Origin of the sequence: Marivibrio halodurans (assembly GCF_017963645.1) — a bacterium.
Lineage (GTDB): Bacteria > Pseudomonadota > Alphaproteobacteria > UBA8366 > Aestuariispiraceae > Marivibrio > Marivibrio halodurans.
The window spans coordinates 1-18,046 of the sequence record NZ_JAGMWN010000015.1 but is presented as its reverse complement, the minus strand read 5'-3'; the positions used below and the strand labels follow the sequence as shown (position 1 = coordinate 18,046).

General features: G+C 64.1%; 13 protein-coding genes and 1 tRNA gene. 13 read left to right on the top strand and 1 reads right to left on the bottom strand.

The window, feature by feature from the left end; translation table 11 throughout:
- The 10 genes from KAJ83_RS19790 to rpoC all read left to right on the top strand — a co-directional run.
- On the top strand, positions 1 to 70 hold a 70-nt coding region (locus KAJ83_RS19790), incomplete at its 5' end, for an EF-Tu C-terminal domain-related protein (protein ID WP_210683723.1).
- 72 nt (positions 71 to 142) lie between these two features.
- Positions 143 to 218: transfer RNA gene (locus KAJ83_RS19035), tRNA-Trp, on the top strand.
- A 365-nt stretch (positions 219 to 583) separates the two neighbouring features.
- Positions 584 to 772 (top strand): preprotein translocase subunit SecE, encoded by a 189-nt coding sequence (gene secE, locus KAJ83_RS19030; RefSeq protein ID WP_210683721.1) that lies wholly within the window; start codon positions 584 to 586, stop codon positions 770 to 772.
- 148 nt (positions 773 to 920) lie between these two features.
- A complete protein-coding gene (nusG, locus tag KAJ83_RS19025) occupies positions 921 to 1,451 on the top strand; it encodes a transcription termination/antitermination protein NusG (RefSeq protein WP_210683722.1) in 531 nt (176 codons plus the stop codon).
- 95 nt (positions 1,452 to 1,546) lie between these two features.
- The gene (gene rplK / locus KAJ83_RS19020) at positions 1,547 to 1,978 is read left to right on the top strand and encodes a 50S ribosomal protein L11 (protein ID WP_210683720.1); all 432 of its coding nucleotides are present in this window, start codon (positions 1,547 to 1,549) and stop codon (positions 1,976 to 1,978) included.
- Between the two features lie 4 nt (positions 1,979 to 1,982).
- Complete coding sequence (gene rplA / locus KAJ83_RS19015; protein ID WP_210683719.1) at positions 1,983 to 2,681, top strand: 50S ribosomal protein L1; 699 nt, start codon at positions 1,983 to 1,985, stop codon at positions 2,679 to 2,681.
- Positions 2,682 to 3,027: 346 nt separating this feature from the next.
- On the top strand, positions 3,028 to 3,537 hold the full coding sequence (rplJ, locus tag KAJ83_RS19010; protein ID WP_210683718.1) for a 50S ribosomal protein L10: 510 nt from the start codon (positions 3,028 to 3,030) through the stop codon (positions 3,535 to 3,537).
- A gap of 66 nt (positions 3,538 to 3,603) precedes the next feature.
- A complete protein-coding gene (gene rplL, locus KAJ83_RS19005) occupies positions 3,604 to 3,984 on the top strand; it encodes a 50S ribosomal protein L7/L12 (protein WP_210683717.1) in 381 nt (126 codons plus the stop codon).
- Positions 3,985 to 4,240: 256 nt separating this feature from the next.
- Positions 4,241 to 8,419 (top strand): DNA-directed RNA polymerase subunit beta, encoded by a 4,179-nt coding sequence (rpoB, locus tag KAJ83_RS19000; RefSeq protein ID WP_210683716.1) that lies wholly within the window; start codon positions 4,241 to 4,243, stop codon positions 8,417 to 8,419.
- 136 nt (positions 8,420 to 8,555) lie between these two features.
- Positions 8,556 to 12,911: a DNA-directed RNA polymerase subunit beta' gene (rpoC, locus tag KAJ83_RS18995; protein WP_246484911.1), complete on the top strand. Its 4,356-nt coding sequence runs from the start codon at positions 8,556 to 8,558 to the stop codon at positions 12,909 to 12,911.
- Positions 12,912 to 13,053: 142 nt separating this feature from the next.
- On the opposite strand, the gene KAJ83_RS18990 is transcribed toward rpoC, so the two are convergent.
- Positions 13,054 to 14,178, bottom strand: a complete 1,125-nt coding sequence (locus tag KAJ83_RS18990) for an ABC transporter substrate-binding protein (RefSeq protein ID WP_210683715.1) — start codon at positions 14,176 to 14,178, stop codon at positions 13,054 to 13,056.
- Positions 14,179 to 14,963: 785 nt separating this feature from the next.
- Here KAJ83_RS18990 and rpsL point away from each other — a divergent pair.
- Genes rpsL through fusA form a run of 3 tightly spaced genes read left to right on the top strand, consistent with a single transcriptional unit; the run spans position 14,964 to position 17,909 of the window.
- Entirely contained in the window at positions 14,964 to 15,335 is a 372-nt protein-coding gene (gene rpsL / locus KAJ83_RS18985; protein WP_210683714.1) for a 30S ribosomal protein S12, read from the top strand.
- Positions 15,336 to 15,347: 12 nt separating this feature from the next.
- Positions 15,348 to 15,818, top strand: coding sequence for a 30S ribosomal protein S7 (gene rpsG / locus KAJ83_RS18980; protein ID WP_210683713.1), 471 nt, complete (start codon positions 15,348 to 15,350; stop codon positions 15,816 to 15,818).
- Positions 15,819 to 15,830: 12 nt separating this feature from the next.
- A complete protein-coding gene (gene fusA / locus KAJ83_RS18975) occupies positions 15,831 to 17,909 on the top strand; it encodes an elongation factor G (protein ID WP_210683712.1) in 2,079 nt (692 codons plus the stop codon).
- Positions 17,910 to 18,046: the final 137 nt, after the last annotated feature.

Genomic DNA, 18,046 nt, shown 5'->3' with positions numbered 1-18,046 from the left:
CCTGCGCTTCGCGATCCGCGAGGGCGGGCGCACCGTCGGCGCCGGCGTCGTCGCTTCGATCTCGAAGTAAGCAGGGCGCGAGAGGGCGCTCTGTTGCGTTTCGCCGGGCACGGGGCTATCTAGGCATCGTGCCCGGTGCCGCAGGGGTATAGCTCAGTTGGTAGAGCGACGGTCTCCAAAACCGTAGGTCCTGGGTTCGAATCCTAGTGCCCCTGCCAGATCCTCACCGGCTTTACGGTGCGCGCCGGGATGCAAGGCCGCGCGCCGGGCGCGGATAAGGGATGTCAAGGCGGATGCTCCCCGAATGGCTTGGTGGGGCATCAGCCTTTTATGTGCTTTTTTTTACCGGTTGGGGGGTGTAAAGACCCGCGATCGGTGATAGAGCTGCGCCCTGCCGGTGGAGCGGGTGGCACGGCGCAGGGTGGCGAGTTCGGCGTGGGCGCGGCCCAGGGCCCTGAAAAATCGGGCTTTTACGGTTGCGGCGGCGCGTCAGGCGCTGCGGTGGCATGCGTCGGACGGTGGTGGCGAAATCGGATCGGCTCGTATTCGGCCGGTCGAGCGAAGAACAGGCGGCAGGCAGGCGATGGCGAAAACGACGCCCGCGAAATTCGTGCGCGAGGTGCGCCAGGAGGCCAGTAAGGTCACCTGGCCGACCCGCAAGGAGACCGGTGTCGCGACCGCGATGGTCTTCGTGATGGTGACGATAATGGCGATCTTCTTCCTGGTCGTGGATCAGGCGATCGCCTGGGTCATCCAGTTGATCCTCGGCTGAGGCCGGGTATATCCGGGCGGTGCATGGCGGGCTTCGGGCGGCCGGCGCGGCGTGGACAAAAAGGTGGAACTAGGACGCGCGCGTGGCGAGGGCGGTCTTCGATTCAGGGGCCGCCCCGATGCGCGTCGAGAGGTTGGAGTTAACCGACGTGGCGAAGCGCTGGTACGTAGTGCACGTCTATTCCGGATTCGAGAAGAAGGTAGCGGAAGCCATTCTCGAGCGCGCCCGTTCCCAGGGCCTGGAAGAGATGTTCGAGGAAGTGCTCTCCCCGACCGAGGATGTCGTGGAGGTGCGCCGTGGCCAGAAGGTCGTCACCGAGCGGACCTTCTTCCCGGGGTACGTGCTCGCGAAGATGGATATGAACGACGAGAGCTGGCACGTGGTGACGGAGACGCCGAAGGTCACCGGTTTCCTTGGCGACGGCAAGAAGCCTTCGCCGATCTCGGAAGCCGAGGCCGGGCGGATCCTGAATCAGGTGAACGAGGGCGTCGACCGGCCCAAGCCGTCGGTCGCCTTCGATGTCGGCGAACAGGTGCGCGTGTGCGACGGTCCCTTCACCTCCTTCAACGGGGTGGTCGAGGATGTCGATTCCGAGAAGGCGCGCCTCAAGGTCACGGTGTCGATTTTCGGTCGTTCGACACCGGTCGAGCTGGAGTACGCTCAGGTCGAGAAGCTCTAGCGTTGCAGACCGTTAGCGGAGAAACCCGCGGGAGGTCGGCCGGGAAGTCCATCGGTCGCCGGACCGCGGTGCGAACTCATTGAGAGAGGTCGTCGATGGCGAAGAAGAAGATCGCGGGCTATATCAAGCTCGAAATCAAGGCGGGGCAGGCCAACCCTTCCCCGCCCGTGGGTCCGGCGCTGGGTCAGCGCGGGATCAACATCATGGAGTTCTGCAAGGCCTTCAACGCGGCCACGCAGAGCGTGGAGCCCGGAACCCCGACGCCGGTGGTCATCACCGCGTACGAGGACCGCTCCTTCACGTTCGTGACCAAGACCCCGCCGGCCGCCTATTTCCTGAAGAAGGCGGCGGGCATCCAGAAGGGGACCGGCACGCCGAACAAGGAAACCGTCGGCAAGGTCACGAAGGCCCAGGTGCGCGAGATCGCGGAGGCGAAGCTGACGGATATGAACGCGGTCGACGTCGAGGCGGCGATGCGTTCGATCGAGGGCTCGGCGGCTTCCATGGGCATCGAGGTGGTGGAGTAAGGTCATGGCGAAGCAGGGCAAGCGTCTGAAGGACGCCTACAAGTCGTTGGACCGCGATGCGCTCCTGGACCTCCCCGAGGTGGTTAAGAGCATCAAGGCGGCGGCCAGCGCGAAGTTCGACGAGACGATCGAGATTTCGATGAATCTCGGCATTGATCCGCGGCATGCGGATCAGCAGGTGCGCGGTGCCGTGGCGCTGCCGCACGGCACCGGCAAGTCGGTGCGCGTCGCGGTCTTCGCGCGGAACGAGAAGGCCGACGAGGCGCGCGCCGCGGGCGCGGACGAGGTCGGCGCCGAGGATCTGATGGAAAAGATCCAGGGCGGCTGGCTGGAGTTCGACCGCTGCGTGGCCACGCCGGACATGATGGCGATCGTGGGGCGGCTCGGTAAGGTGCTCGGCCCCCGCAACCTGATGCCGAACCCGAAGCTCGGCACGGTGACGCCCAATGTCGGCGAGGCCGTGAAGAAAGCGAAGGCGGGCGAGGTGCAGTTTCGCGCCGAGAAGGCGGGCATCGTGCATGCCGGCGTCGGTAAGGCGAGCTTCACCGAGGAGCAGATCGTCGAGAACGCGCGCGCCTTCATCAACGCCATCGCGGCGGCCAGGCCGGCCGGCGCGAAGGGTACCTACATCAAGCGTGTGTCGATGTCGTCGACCATGGGCCCCGGCCTGAAGGTCGATCCGGCCACGGCGACGACCGCTTAAGAAGCGGCCGCACGCGAAGCGTTTCCACCGGCCTTCGTTCTTCGGAACGGTGGCCGGTGGGGAAGACCGCGCCACGGCGCGGTCCCTGTCCGAGAACGGTGGCGCCGCCGCCCGGTCCGCATGCGGGCCGGAAGGGGCTTAAACCAGGGGCTCCGCCCCGAAGCCGCCGGGAGATAGGTTGGATTGGAAATTCTGACGGGCGGAAGCGGTTTCGCCGGCCAGGTCCGATCCTCCCGGGCAGGAAGGTTGGGTTTCGATAGGGCTTAATCGCCGCGTCGGAACCCTTTGTCGTGAACCGGCGGTTTCCCGGCGTTCATCGGGAGCCGCCAAACAGCGGAGACGATCAGTGGAGCGTTCGAAGAAGGAAGCCCTGGTCGCCGAGCTGCACGATACCTTCGAGAAGTCGACTCTCGTCGTGGTGACGCACCACAAGGGATTGACCGTCGCGGAGGTGTCGGACCTTCGGCAACAGATGCGCGATGCCGGCGCTGGGTTCAAGGTAACCAAGAATCGGCTCGCGAAGATCGCGTTGAAGGGGACGAAGTTCGAGCATTTGGAAGACCAGTTCGTCGGACCGACGGCTGTCGCCTATTCCGAGGACGCGGTCGCCGCCGCCAAGGTGTGCGCCGAGTTCCAGAAGAAGAACGACAAGCTGGAGATTCTGTCGGGCGGTCTGAACGGCCAAGGCCTGACCAAGGAACAGGTCGACAATCTTGCCAAGCTGCCCTCGCTGGACGAGCTGCGCGGCAAGCTTATCGGTCTCATCCAGGCGCCGGCGACCAAGGTCGCGGGCGTTGTCCAGGCCCCCGCGGGCAAGCTCGCCCGTGTGTTCGCGGCCTATGGAAGCTCGGAATAAGTCGCGGTATCGGACCCGATCAAACGAAACGGCTAGCAACTGCTACACGCCTAGGAGTGAAGAGAAATGGCTGATCTTGAGAAACTGGCGGACGAGCTTTCGAGCCTGACCGTCCTGGAAGCGGCGGACCTCGCGAAGCTGCTGGAAGAGAAGTGGGGCGTTTCCGCCGCCGCGCCGGTCGCGGTCGCGGGTGCGGCTCCGGCTGCGGGCGGCGACGCGCCGGCCGCCGAGGAGCAGGACTCCTTCGACGTGATTCTTGCGTCCGCGGGCGACAAGAAGATCAACGTCATCAAGGAAGTCCGTGCCATCACCGGCCTCGGCCTGAAGGAGGCCAAGGATCTGGTCGAGGGCGCGCCGAAGGCCGTCAAGGAAGGCGTCGACAAGGCGGAGGCCGAGGAGCTGAAGAAGAAGCTCGAAGAGGCCGGCGCCACTGTCGAGCTGAAGTAAGGCTGTTGCGTCCGGCGCCTCGGCGCCGGGCTGTACCGCGTTGGGAGGGGCGCGCCCGGGCTTTCGGGCGTCGCCCCTCGACGCGCCTCAGATGGGCGGTTCCCGATCGCGGGGAATCGCGGCCCGGGATGCCGGGCCGGTCCGGGGCGCCAGGCCGTGGCACCGCACGCCCGGCCGTCCCGCCTTTGCCGCGGGCACCATATCCACGCACCCGGCATGTCGCCGGGAGCGTATGACGAATGGGACGAGGAATACGATGGCGCAATCGTTCACCGGACGGAAGAGAATTCGCAAGAGCTTCGGGCGTCTGCCGGAAGTGGCGTCGATGCCGAACCTGATCGAGGTCCAGAAGACGTCGTACGATGCCTTCCTGCAGACCGGGGTCACGGCCAAGGATCGCAGCGTCGTGGGCCTTCAGGAGGTCTTCACGAACGTCTTTCCGATCAAGGATTTCTCGGACCGCAGCCAGCTCGAATTCGTCCGGTACGAGTTGGAAACGCCGAAATACGACGTCGAGGAATGCCAGCAGCGCGGTCTGACCTATGCCGCGCCGTTGAAGGTGACGTTGCGTCTCGTCGTCTGGGACGTGGACGAGGATACGGGCGCCCGCTCCATCCGCGATATCAAGGAGCAGGATGTCTACATGGGCGATATGCCGCTCATGACCGAGCACGGGACCTTCATCGTGAACGGGACCGAGCGTGTCATCGTCTCCCAGATGCACCGTTCGCCGGGTGTCTTCTTCGACCATGACAAGGGGAAGACCCATTCGTCCGGCAAGTATCTCTTCGCCGCGCGGATCATCCCCTATCGCGGGTCCTGGCTCGATTTCGAATTCGACCCGAAGGATCTCGTCTATGTCCGCATCGACCGGCGCCGGAAGTTGCCGGCGACGACGCTGCTGATGGCGCTCGATAGCGCCGAGACGGCGGCGCGCCGGGCCGAACTCGCCAAGGAGGGCAAGACGCTGGATCCGGCCGAGGCGGTCGGCATGTCGAAGGAGGAAATCCTCGGCACCTTCTACGAGACCATTACCTACACGCACGGCAAGAAGGGCTGGAAGACGGCCTTCGACGCCGAGCGCATGAAGGGCGTGAAGCTGACCCACGATTTGGTCGATGCCAAGTCGGGCGAGGTCGTGGCCGAGGCCGGCACGAAGCTGACCCCGCGCAGCATCCGCAAGTTGACCGAGGCGGGCGTCAAGGATGTCGTCGCCCAGGATATCGATCTGATCGGCCGGTTCGTCGGCGCCGATATCATCGACGAATCGAATGGTCTTGTCCTGGCGGAAGCCGGCGACGAGATCACCGAGGAATTGCTGAGCGAACTGGTTGGTGCCGGCGTCAAGGATTTGCCGACGCTGCATATCGATCAGATCAATGTCGGCGCCTACATGCGCAACACGCTGGCGGCCGACAAGAACATGAACCGCGAGGACGCGCTGATCGACATCTACCGCGTCATGCGGCCGGGTGAGCCGCCGACGCTGGAGACGGCGGAGCAGTTGTTCCGGAGTCTGTTCTTCGAGGCGGAGCGTTACGACCTCTCGGCGGTCGGCCGGGTGAAGATGAATTCGCGCCTGGAGTTCGACCAGTCGGAGGTGCCGGATTACATCCGCACGCTGCGCAAGGAGGACATGCTGTCGATTCTCGACGTCCTGCTGCAGTTGAAGGACGGCAAGGGCGACATCGACGACATCGATCACCTGGGCAACCGCCGGGTGCGTTCGGTCGGCGAGTTGATGGAGAATCAGTATCGCGTGGGCCTGTTGCGCATGGAGCGCGCGATCCGCGAGCGCATGAGCTCGGTCGATATCGATACCGTCATGCCGCATGATCTGATCAACGCGAAGCCCGCGGCCGCGGCGGTGCGGGAGTTCTTCGGCTCCTCGCAGCTCTCGCAGTTCATGGACCAGACCAACCCACTTTCGGAGATCACGCACAAGCGGCGCCTCTCCGCGCTCGGCCCGGGCGGCCTGACGCGTGAGCGCGCGGGCTTCGAGGTGCGCGACGTGCACCCGACCCACTATGGCCGTATCTGCCCGATCGAGACGCCGGAAGGCCCGAATATCGGTCTGATCAACAGCCTCGCCACCTATGCGCGGGTCAACAAGTACGGCTTCATCGAGAGCCCGTACCGCAAGGTCGCCGACGGCCATGTGACGGATGAGGTGATCTATCTCTCCGCCATGGAGGAGGGGCGCTACACCATCGCCCAGGCGAATGCGCCGACGGACGAGAAGGGCAAGCTGGTCGAGGATCTGGTCCAGTGCCGCCGGGGCGGCGACTATCTGGTCGCCATGCCGGGCGATATCGACCTGATCGACGTCTCGCCAAAGCAGCTCGTGTCTGTCGCGGCCGCGCTCATCCCGTTCCTGGAGAATGATGACGCGAACCGCGCGCTGATGGGCTCGAACATGCAGCGCCAGGCCGTGCCGCTCGTCCAGGCCGAGGCGCCGCTCGTCGGTACCGGCATGGAGGAGCGCGTGGCGGTCGATTCGGGCGTCGCGCTCACCGCGCGCCGCGCCGGCGTGGTCGACCAGGTGGACGCGACCCGCATCGTCATCCGGATGACCGATCCGGAAGAAGCGCGGGAATCCGGCGTCGATATCTACAACCTGCTGAAGTTTCAGCGCTCGAACCAGAACACCTGCATCACCCAGCGTCCGCTGGTGAAGGTGGGCGACGTGGTCTCGCGCGGGGATATCATCGCCGACGGGCCCTCGACGCAGTTGGGCGAACTGGCGCTCGGCCGGAACGTGCTCGTCGCGTTCATGCCGTGGAACGGCTACAACTTCGAGGATTCGATCCTGATCTCCGAGCGCATCGTGCGCGATGACGTCTTCACCTCGATCCATATCGAGGAGTTCGAGGTCATGGCCCGCGATACCAAGCTGGGTCAGGAGGAGATCACGCGCGATATCCCGAATGTCGGCGAGGAGGCCCTGAAGAACCTCGACGAGGCCGGCATCGTCTATATCGGCGCCGAGGTCGAGGCGAGCGACATCCTGGTCGGCAAGGTGACGCCGAAGGGCGAGAGCCCGATGACGCCGGAGGAGAAGCTGCTTCGCGCGATCTTCGGCGAGAAGGCGTCCGATGTTCGCGATACCAGCCTGCGCATGCCCCCGGGCGCGACGGGTACGATCGTTGAGGTTCGCGTCTTCTCCCGCCGCGGCATCGACAAGGATGAGCGCGCGCTCGCCATCGAGAAGGCGGAAATCGAGAAGCTCGCCAAGGACCGCGACGACGAGAAGGCGATCCTGGAGCGCTCGTTCCGGAACCGTTTCTTGGAACTGGTCGAGGGCAAGAAGGTCGAGGCCGGTCCGAAGGGCTTCAAGACCGGCGGCAAGGCCACGCTCGACGCGTTGGAGGAGCTGACCACCGCGCAGCTTCGCCAGATCGCGGTCGACGAGGACAAGATCAACGACGATCTGGAGGCCCTGCGCAAGCAGTTCGATCAGGCGATCGCCAAGGTAAACGCCCGCTTCGAGGATAAGGTCGAGAAGGTCCAGGCCGGCGACGAACTGCCGCCCGGCGTGATGAAGATGATCAAGGTCTTCGTGGCCGTGAAGCGCAAGTTGCAGCCGGGCGACAAGATGGCCGGCCGTCACGGCAACAAGGGCGTGATCAGCCGCATCATGCCGATCGAGGACATGCCCTATACCGAGGACGGCACGCATGTCGACATCGTGCTGAACCCGCTTGGCGTGCCGAGCCGCATGAATGTCGGGCAGATCCTGGAGACCCATCTGGGATGGGCCTGCGCCAGCCTGGGCAACCAGGTCAACGCGGCGCTGGAGGCCTATAAGGCCAGCGGCAAGATCGCGGATCTGCGTTCCTCCGTGACCGAGGCATACGACCATCAGGAAATCGGTCAGGCCATCACGACGATGGACGATGATCAGGTGGTTGAACTGGCCGGTAATCTGAAGGGCGGTATTCCGATCGCGACTCCCGTCTTCGACGGTGCGCGCGAGGAGGATATCAACGCCATGTTGCGGCGCGCCGGCCTCGATAGCTCCGGGCAGGTGCCCTTGATCGACGGCCGGACGGGCGAGTTCTTCGACCGCAAGGTGACGGTGGGCTACATCTACATGCTGAAGCTCCATCATCTGGTCGATGACAAGATCCACGCCCGCGCGATCGGTCCCTACAGCCTCGTTACCCAGCAGCCGCTGGGCGGTAAGGCGCAGTTCGGCGGCCAGCGCTTCGGCGAGATGGAGGTCTGGGCGCTGGAAGCCTATGGCGCCGCCTACACGCTGCAGGAGATGTTGACGGTGAAGTCCGACGATGTCTCCGGCCGCACCAAGGTCTACGAGGCCATCGTGCGTGGCGACGACAATTTCGAGGCGGGCATTCCGGAATCCTTCAACGTGTTGGTGAAGGAGCTTCGGTCGCTCGGCCTGAATGTCGAGTTGCAGCAGAGCGACTACTGAGGGCCGCGTCTCGACCGTCCGCCCGGCGCTTGGGCGGACGGTCGGCGGCTGACGCGGGACATCGCCCCGGTGGGGCGGCGCTCGTGGGACAAGCGCTTTTACGCACCCAGGCGCGACGGGTGCAAAGGAGAGCCAGATGAACGACTTGATGCAGATTTTCGGCCAGCCCCAGGGTCCTCAGAGCTTCGATCAGATCCGGATTTCCCTCGCCTCGCCTGAGCGTATCCGCTCCTGGTCCTATGGCGAGATCAAGAAGCCGGAGACCATTAACTACCGCACTTTCAAGCCGGAGCGCGATGGCCTCTTCTGCGCGCGCATCTTCGGTCCGATCAAGGACTATGAGTGCCTGTGCGGTAAGTACAAGCGCATGAAATATAAGGGCATCGTCTGCGAGAAGTGCGGCGTGGAGGTGACGCTGTCGAAGGTCCGGCGCGAGCGCATGGGCCATATCGAGCTGGCCTCGCCGGTGGCGCACATCTGGTTCCTGAAGTCGCTGCCGAGCCGCATCGGCTTGTTGATGGACATGACGCTCAAGGATCTGGAGCGCGTGCTCTATTTCGAGAATTACGTCGTGACCGAGCCCGGGCTGACCCCGCTCAAGCAGCTTCAGCTGATGAGTGAGGAAGAGTATCTCGACGCTCAGGATGAGTATGGCGAGGAGAATTTCACCGCCCTCATTGGCGCCGAGGCGCTGAAGTCGCTGCTCTCGCAGATCGAGATCGACGAGGCGATCGAGAAATGCCGCGAGGAATTGCGGGAGACCGGCAGCGAGGCCAAGCGCAAGAAGCTGGTGAAGCGCCTGAAGCTGCTCGACGGCTTCAAGGAGTCCGGCGCGCGGCCGGAATGGATGATCATGGACGTGATCCCGGTCATTCCGCCGGAGCTTCGCCCGCTGGTGCCGCTCGACGGCGGCCGGTTCGCGACTTCGGATCTGAACGATCTCTATCGCCGGGTGATCAACCGGAACAACCGTCTGCGCCGCCTGATCGAATTGCGCGCGCCCGATATCATCGTGCGCAACGAGAAGCGCATGCTGCAGGAATCGGTGGACGCCCTGTTCGACAACGGCCGCCGCGGTCGTGTCATCACGGGCGCCAACAAGCGCCCGCTGAAGTCGCTCTCCGACATGCTGAAGGGCAAGCAGGGCCGCTTCCGGCAGAACCTGCTGGGTAAGCGCGTCGACTATTCGGGCCGATCGGTGATCGTGGTCGGGCCGGAATTGAAGCTGCACCAGTGTGGTTTGCCGAAGAAAATGGCGCTGGAGCTGTTCAAGCCCTTCATCTACTCGAAGCTGGAGCTTTACGGCCTCGCCTCCACCATCAAGGCGGCCAAGCGCATGGTCGAGAAGGAGCGTCCGGAAGTCTGGGATATCCTGGAAGAGGTGATCCGCGAGCATCCGGTGCTGCTGAACCGCGCGCCGACGCTTCACCGTCTCGGCATTCAGGCGTTCGAGCCGAAGTTGATCGAGGGCAAGGCGATCCAGCTTCACCCGCTGGTCTGCGCGGCCTTCAACGCCGACTTCGACGGCGACCAAATGGCGGTGCACGTTCCGCTCGCGCTGGAAGCCCAGCTCGAGGCGCGGGTGCTGATGATGTCGACCAACAACATCCTCTCGCCCGCCAACGGCAAGCCGATCATCGTGCCGTCCCAGGATATCATCCTCGGGCTCTATTATCTGACGCACGAGCGGGCGGACGCCGCCGGTCCCGAGGCCTATGTCGATAGCGCCGAGGCGCTGGAGGCGGCCCTGGAACGTCACGACGTCGTCCTCGCGGACGCGGCGGATTCCAGCAAGCCGGTCGAGGAGACGGACGCCAAGAAGGCGTTCCAGATGATGAAGGACGGCAAGGCCCGCGCGCATCGCGTGCCGCTCTACGCCAATATGGCGGAGATCGAGCATGCGTTGGCCGAAGGCACGATCAAGCTGCAAACCCGCATCAAGACGATCTACGAGACCGTCGACGCATCGGGCGAGATGGTCGAGCAGCGCGTCGTCTCGACGCCGGGCCGGATGTTGCTGGCCGGCATTCTGCCGAGGCATCCGAACGTGCCCTTCAGCCTGGTCAATCGGTTGCTGACGAAGAAGGAGGTCACCAACCTCATCGACATCGTCTACCGTCACTGCGGCCAGAAGGAGACGGTGATCTTCTGCGACCAGTTGATGAATCTCGGCTTCGGCTATGCTTGCAAGTCGGGCATCTCGTTCGGCAAGGACGATTTGCTGGTGCCGCAGACCAAGCAAAAGCTGATCGACGAGGCGCAGGAGCAGGTCAAGGAGTACGAGCAGCAATATCTCGACGGCCTGATCACGCAGCTCGAGAAGTACAACAAGGTGGTCGATCTCTGGTCCACGACGACCGACAAGGTCGCCGACGAGATGATGAAGATCATGCAGACCGGCGGCATTGGCGGGCTCAATTCCGTTTACATGATGGCCCATTCCGGAGCGCGTGGTTCGGCCGCTCAGATCAAGCAGTTGGCCGGCATGCGCGGGCTGATGGCCAAGCCGTCGGGCGAGATCATCGAGACGCCGATCATCTCCAACTTCAAGGAGGGGTTGACGGTTCTCGAATACTTCAACTCGACCCACGGCGCGCGAAAGGGCTTGGCCGATACGGCGCTCAAGACCGCCAACTCCGGCTATCTGACCCGGCGTCTGGTCGATGTCGCCCAGGACGCGATCATCATCGAGGAGGATTGCGGCACCGACGAGGGGCTGACGATCCGGCCGGTGATCGAGGGAGGGGACCTGATCGAGGGGCTGGCCGAGCGTATCCTGGGCCGGTCCGCGGCCGAGGACGTGAAGGACCCGCTTTCGGGCGAGTTGCTCGTCAAGGCCGGCGAGATCATCGACGAGCCGATGGCCGATGCGATCGAGACCGCCGGCATCGACGCGGTCAAGATCCGTTCGGTTCTGACCTGCGAATCCAAGGGCGGCGTCTGCGGCGCTTGTTATGGGCGCGATCTGGCCCGCGGCACGAAGGTGAATATCGGCGAAGCGGTCGGTGTGATCGCGGCTCAGTCGATCGGCGAGCCGGGTACCCAGCTCACCATGCGGACCTTCCACATCGGCGGCGCGGCGCAGCGTGGCGCCGAGCAGAACTCGATCGAAAGCTCGGTGGACGGCACGGCGAAACTCAACAACAAGAACGTCGTTCTGGATTCCGAGGGCCGTCTGGTCGTCATGGGCCGTAACTGCGAGATCGTGCTCTCCGACGAGCAGGGCCGCGAGCGGGCCAAGCACCGCGTGCCCTATGGCGCGCGTCTGCGGGTTGATGACGGCACGACCGTGGTCAAGGGTCAGACGCTGGCCGAATGGGATCCCTACACCGTTCCGATCCTGACCGAGAAGGAAGGTGTCGCCCACTTCGTGGACCTGGTCGAGGGCGTGTCCGTCCGCGACGTGGTCGACGAGGCCACCGGCATCACCAGCAAGGTCGTGATTGACTGGAAGCAGCAGGCGCGCGGCACGGATCTGCGTCCGCGCATCACGCTGCGGGACAAGGACGGCGAGGTCGTTTCCCTGCCGAATGGCATGGAGGCACGCTATTTCATGTCGGTGGACGCGATTCTGTCGGTGTCCAACGGTCAGGAGGTGAAGGCGGGCGACGTGCTGGCGCGTATCCCGCGGGAAAGCTCGAAGACCCGCGATATCACGGGCGGTCTGCCGCGCGTGGCGGAACTGTTCGAGGCGCGCAAGCCGAAGGACTATGCCATCATCGCCGATCAGGATGGCTATATCGAGTTCGGCAAGGACTATAAGACCAAGCGCCGAATCGTGATCCGTCCCGCCGAGGAAGATGGCGAGACGTCGGAGTTCCTCGTGCCGAAAGGTAAGCACATCACCGTTCAGGAAGGCGATTTCATCCAGAAGGGTGAGATGCTGATGGACGGCAACCCCGTGCCGCACGACATCCTGGAGGTGTTGGGCGTCGAGGCCCTGGCCGACTATCTCGTCAAGGAAATCCAGGACGTCTATCGCCTGCAGGGCGTGAAGATCAACGACAAGCACATTGAGGTGATCGTTCGTCAGATGCTGCAGAAGGTCGAGGTCGTGAATGCCGGCGAGAGCTTCCTGATGGCGGGCGAGCAGCTCGACCGCGAAGAGGTGCGGGAGATCAACGACAAGCTCGCGGCCGAAAACAAGCAGGGCGTCACCTTCAAGCCGGTCCTGCAGGGCATCACGAAGGCGAGCCTGCAGACCAACTCCTTCATCTCCGCCGCCTCCTTCCAGGAGACGACGCGCGTGCTGACCGAGGCCGCCGTCAACGGCAAGGAGGATACGCTGGAGGGGCTGAAGGAGAACGTGATCGTCGGGCGTCTGATCCCGGCGGGCACGGGCTCGGTCATGAAGCGTCTTCGGGTCGAGGCCAATGATCGCGATCGCGTGATCCAGGCCGAGCGTCAGGCCGACCAGGACCGTCTCTCCGATGCAAGCGGTGAGACGGAACAGGACAGCCCGGACAGCGAAGCGAGCGACGCGGCCGAGTAATCGGCCACGTCGATAGGGTTCATGTCGATAGGGCCCACGTCGATAGGGCCCACGTCGATAGGGCCCACGTCGATAGGGCAATGAAAAAGCCCCGGCGGCCCGCAACGGACCGCCGGGGTTTTTCGCGTCCGGGTTATTTGGTTCATGGCTTGCGCGCTCGCAGGAAGGCGCTGGCCGAGAAGCCGTAGTCGCCGCGCTCGGGATGGAGAGCCCGGCTGAAGCGCTTGAAATCGACCCAGCTCCAGTCGCGTTGAGCGAGGATCGGGGCCAGTTGCTTGATGTTGCCGGCATGCAGCATGCCGAAGCCGAAGCGTTGTTCCATGCCCATCGGTTTGAAATCGACGCCGCGCGCATGGTCGTGGATCATCACCAACGCCGCGCCGCCGGTCATGAAATGCCCGCCCATCAGAAAGCTTATCCGGCCGTCCAATACCGCCTGAAGGGCCCAGGGGCTCCAATAGAATCCACCGATAATCGCGTCGGTTCCGGGCAGGCGCCGGGTCCTGTCGGTCAGGGATTCCATCATGCCAAGCGCCATCATGTCGTCGGTCGACCAGTAAAGGGTCGCGCCGGGATGGCTCTCGTACCCCAGTTCGATGACTTGGTGGGCCTTCGCCTTGCTGCCGTTCGCGAGGCCGAGATAGGCGATGTCGCCGAGATAGTATTCCTCCGAGGCGAGCTTCAGCCCGTCGATTCGATCGAGCGCTGCCTTGTCCGCCGCGCTATGGGTCAGGCCGATGACCTCGATTCGGCCGGACGGCGCGGTGATCCAACGGCGTTGCGCGTGCCGGAACATGTTGCGGGCCAGGAGATACCCGCCGAGCAGATCGTCCGCGATGATGCCGCCGAGCCAGCGCGTGTAGATCGCCCGCGGGCCCTTGATGCGATCCCGCTGGTCCTCGGATATGGTGGTATTCAACAGCACGGCATTGATGCCTTCACGCTCCGCGATGTCGAGGATACTGGGGCCGATCCGATCCGTGGCGGGGAAGAGGACATAGTCCGGCGGGGTCGGACCGGTCATGATTCTCTCGGCGTTTCCGGCCATCGTCCTGGCGGTGCCGTCGGCGAAATGAACCTCCAGGGTCAATCCCAGATCGCGCGCGGCGGCTTCCATGAAATCGATGCTGCGCGCCCAGAACGGGTCGCCTGGCCCTTCCGGGGAGAAGACGGCGACGCGTACCGGGCCGGGTTGCGCCGCCGCATGCGCGACCGATCCAACCTCCGTCGAGGAGAACGCGGCAAGCCATGCGCCCCCCAATGCCAAGAATGTCGCCAGGATTCTTAGACCGTATGGGAGGAGGGGGGCTGGCCTCCCGATCGTGCCGCTGCGCATGAGCCGAGAGCCCAGAATCCCATGGTCCGCCATCCCACCCCCTGTATTTCCTTGGCCGCGGCCTTGATCCGAAGACGGTTGCCCCTCTATATAAATTGCGCCTTCGGGCTTTTATATAAAATAAGATTATCGTGAAATCCGTGTTCCCCGCATGAAACACCCCGTTCATAAATCCCGGAAAAAGCCGATATCCGGCCTTGACGCGCATAGGGCCTCTGCATAGTATCCGCCCGCCTCGACAGGGGGCTGGCCGTAGGCCCGATCCGGGATTGCCCCGGACGCTTCGACAGGACCCGACCGTTCTCCAGCGCGTGATCAAGCGTTGGATTGATGACCGGTCGGTCGCCCATCCGGAAGCGGAAAGTGCCTAGACGGAGCGCCCGGGTAATAGGTGAAGGGGCCGCGAGAGCGGCCGACGAAGACAAGCGGACCGATATGGAGGTCTTCCCGCCGAAGGGCCCGCCCTTCGGCGCGCCGGCATAGGCGAATGCACCCAAGGGTGCGTATGGGGCCTCGCGATCGGCTGGCCGTGCGAACGCGATGAGCGCCGCCACCCTGGGTTTCCAGGGAGGGTGGATTGCTTCTTCGCGCGGTCAGGGGTTTTTGGTTTTGGATCGGGTCGCGCGCGACCCGGGGACGACGGTGCCGCCGCCGTTCCGGCCCGGAGCGGGGTCGAAGGTGGCGGGCGTTGATGAAACAAGGCGACGGGAATCGAGATGCCGACGATTAACCAGCTGATCCGCAACCCGCGGAAGGACAAGCGCAAGCCCAAGAAGGTGCCGGCGCTTCAGGCGTGCCCGCAGAAGCGCGGTGTTTGCACGCGCGTCTACACGACCACGCCGAAGAAGCCGAACTCCGCGCTGCGTAAGGTCGCGCGCGTTCGTCTGACCAACGGGTACGAGGTCAGCAGCTATATCCCCGGTGTCGGGCATAATTTGCAGGAGCACTCGGTGGTCCTTATCCGCGGCGGCCGCGTGAAGGATCTGCCGGGCGTTCGCTATCACACCATCCGCGGCACGCTTGACGCCCAGGGCGTCAAGGATCGTCGCCAGCGCCGGTCGAAATACGGCGCCAAGCGGCCGAAGTAAGAGGGCTCGTCCATGTCTCGACGCCACAAAGCAGAAAAGCGCGAAATCCTCCCCGACGCGGTGTTCGGCGATATCGTGCTGTCGAAGTTCATCAATTCGGTGATGCAGGACGGCAAGAAGTCGACTGCGGAAAGCATCGTCTATGGCGCGCTGGAGCGGATGAAGTCCCGCGGCGCCCAGGACCCGCTGCGCACCTTCCACGAGGCGCTCGAGAACGTGCGCCCGAATCTCGAGGTCCGTTCCCGTCGTGTCGGCGGCGCGACCTATCAGGTTCCGGTGGAGGTTCGTCCGGTGCGCGCGCAGGCGCTGGCCTTCCGCTGGCTCATCGAAATGTCCCGCAAGCGCTCCGAGAACACCATGACGGAGCGTCTGTCGGGTGAGCTCATGGACGCCGCAAGCAGCCGTGGGGCCGCCATCAAGAAGCGTGAGGACACGCACAAGATGGCCGAAGCCAACCGCGCCTTCTCGCATTATCGCTGGTAAGGAGCCGTTCCAATGCCCCGGCAAACCCCGATCGAGCGTTATCGCAATATCGGCATCATGGCCCACATCGATGCCGGCAAGACGACGACGACCGAGCGTATCCTGTACTACACCGGCCGGTCCCATAAGATCGGCGAGGTTCATGACGGCGCCGCCACCATGGACTGGATGGAGCAGGAGCAGGAGCGCGGCATCACCATCACGTCCGCCGCGACGACCGCCTTCTGGCGCGACCATCGCGTCAACATCATCGACACCCCCGGTCACGTGGATTTCACCATCGAGGTGGAGCGCAGCCTGCGTGTCCTCGACGGCGCGGTCGCGGTGTTCGATTCGGTCGCCGGCGTGGAGCCGCAGTCCGAGACCGTCTGGCGTCAGGCCGACAAGTACGGCGTGCCGCGCATGTGTTTCGTCAACAAGATGGACCGCATGGGCGCCGATTTCTATCGCTGCGTCGACATGATCATCGACCGTCTGGGCGCGACGCCGCTGGTGCTGAACCTGCCGGTCGGCGCGGAGAGCGACTATGACGGTGTCATCGACCTGATCCTCATGAAGCATATCGTCTGGAAGGGCGAGGATCTGGGCGCGGCCTTCGAGTATGTCGATATCCCGGCCGAGATCGCCGACAAGGCGGCCGAGTATCGCGAGAAGCTGATCGAGCTGGCGGTCGAGCAGGACGATGCGGTCATGGAGGCCTATCTCGAGGGCAACGAGCCCGACGAGGAGACCCTGAAGCGCTGCATCCGCAAGGGCACGCTTGCCGGCGCCTTCGTGCCGGTGCTGAACGGCACGGCCTTCAAGAACAAGGGCGTGCAGCCGCTGCTGGATGCGGTGGTCGATTACCTGCCGTCCCCGTTCGACGTCGACAACGTGCAGGGCACGGCGGTCGATGACCCCGAGACGAAGATGGAGCGGAAGACGAACGACGAGGCGCCCTTCTCGGCGCTGGCCTTCAAGGTCATGTCGGACCCGTTCGTCGGGTCGCTTACCTTCTGCCGGATTTACTCGGGCACGGTGACGGCTGGCTCCTACACGCTCAACTCCGTCAAGGGCGACAAGGAGCGGGTCGGCCGCATGCTGCTGATGCATGCGAACCACCGCGAGGACATCAAGGAAGCGATGGCGGGCGATATCGTCGCGATCGCGGGCCTGAAGAACACGACCACGGGCGACACGCTCTGCGATCCGGCGAAGCCGATCATCCTGGAGCGCATGGAGTTCCCGGACCCGGTCATCGAGATCGCGGTCGAGCCGAAGACGAAGTCCGACCAGGAGAAGATGTCGAACGCCTTGCAGCGGTTGGCGCAGGAGGACCCGTCCTTCCGCGTGAAGACCGACGAGGAGAGCGGCCAGACGATCATCTCCGGCATGGGCGAGCTTCACCTCGACATCATCGTCGATCGCATGAAGCGCGAGTTCAAGGTGGACGCCAATATCGGCGCGCCGCAGGTCGCCTATCGCGAGACGCTCGGCAAGAAGGCCCGCGTCGACTACACCCACAAGAAGCAGACCGGCGGTTCGGGCCAGTTCGCCCGTATCGTGCTCGAGTTCGAGCCGCGCGAGCCGGGCGAGGGCTTCGAATTCGAGAGCAAGATCGTCGGCGGCTCGGTGCCGCGGGAATATATCCCCGGCGTCCAGAAGGGCCTCGAGCAGTCGAAGGAATCCGGTCCGATCGCCGGCTTCCCGGTGATCGACTTCAAGGTCACCCTGGTGGATGGCGCCTATCACGACGTCGACTCCTCGGTCATGGCGTTCGAGATCGCCTCGCGCGCCGCCTTCCGGGAGGCGATGGAGCAGGCGGGTCCGCGATTGCTGGAGCCGGTCATGAAGGTCGAGGTGGTGACGCCGGAAGAGTATATGGGCGACATCATCGGCGATCTGAACAGCCGTCGCGGCCAGGTGTCGAGCATGGATCAGCGTGGCATCGCGCGGGTGGTCAATGCCTCCGTGCCGCTGGCCAACATGTTCGGCTACATCAACACGCTGCGTTCGCTCAGCCAGGGCCGGGCCCAATACACGATGCAGTTCGATCACTATGAGCCGGTGCCGCAGGCGGTGGCCGACGAGGTCAAGGCGAAGTACGCCTGATCCGCGACGCGAACCGGAACGACGAGACGCGAGACGCTGACAAGCGCTTGAAGGAGACGAGAAGATGGCGAAGGCAAAGTTCGAGCGGACGAAGCCGCACTGCAACATCGGTACGATTGGTCACGTTGACCACGGCA

What these genes read in the sequence shown, in the direction of transcription:
- secE (WP_210683721.1), top strand. Translation starts at nt 584, where the DNA reads ATGGCGAAAACGACGCCCGCGAAATTCGTGCGCGAGGTGCGCCAGGAG.
- rplK (WP_210683720.1), top strand. Translation starts at nt 1,547, where the DNA reads ATGGCGAAGAAGAAGATCGCGGGCTATATCAAGCTCGAAATCAAGGCG.
- rplA (WP_210683719.1), top strand. Translation starts at nt 1,983, where the DNA reads ATGGCGAAGCAGGGCAAGCGTCTGAAGGACGCCTACAAGTCGTTGGAC.
- rplL (WP_210683717.1), top strand. Translation starts at nt 3,604, where the DNA reads ATGGCTGATCTTGAGAAACTGGCGGACGAGCTTTCGAGCCTGACCGTC.
- rpoB (WP_210683716.1), top strand. Translation starts at nt 4,241, where the DNA reads ATGGCGCAATCGTTCACCGGACGGAAGAGAATTCGCAAGAGCTTCGGG.
- rpoC (WP_246484911.1), top strand. Translation starts at nt 8,556, where the DNA reads ATGAACGACTTGATGCAGATTTTCGGCCAGCCCCAGGGTCCTCAGAGC.
- rpsL (WP_210683714.1), top strand. Translation starts at nt 14,964, where the DNA reads ATGCCGACGATTAACCAGCTGATCCGCAACCCGCGGAAGGACAAGCGC.
- rpsG (WP_210683713.1), top strand. Translation starts at nt 15,348, where the DNA reads ATGTCTCGACGCCACAAAGCAGAAAAGCGCGAAATCCTCCCCGACGCG.
- fusA (WP_210683712.1), top strand. Translation starts at nt 15,831, where the DNA reads ATGCCCCGGCAAACCCCGATCGAGCGTTATCGCAATATCGGCATCATG.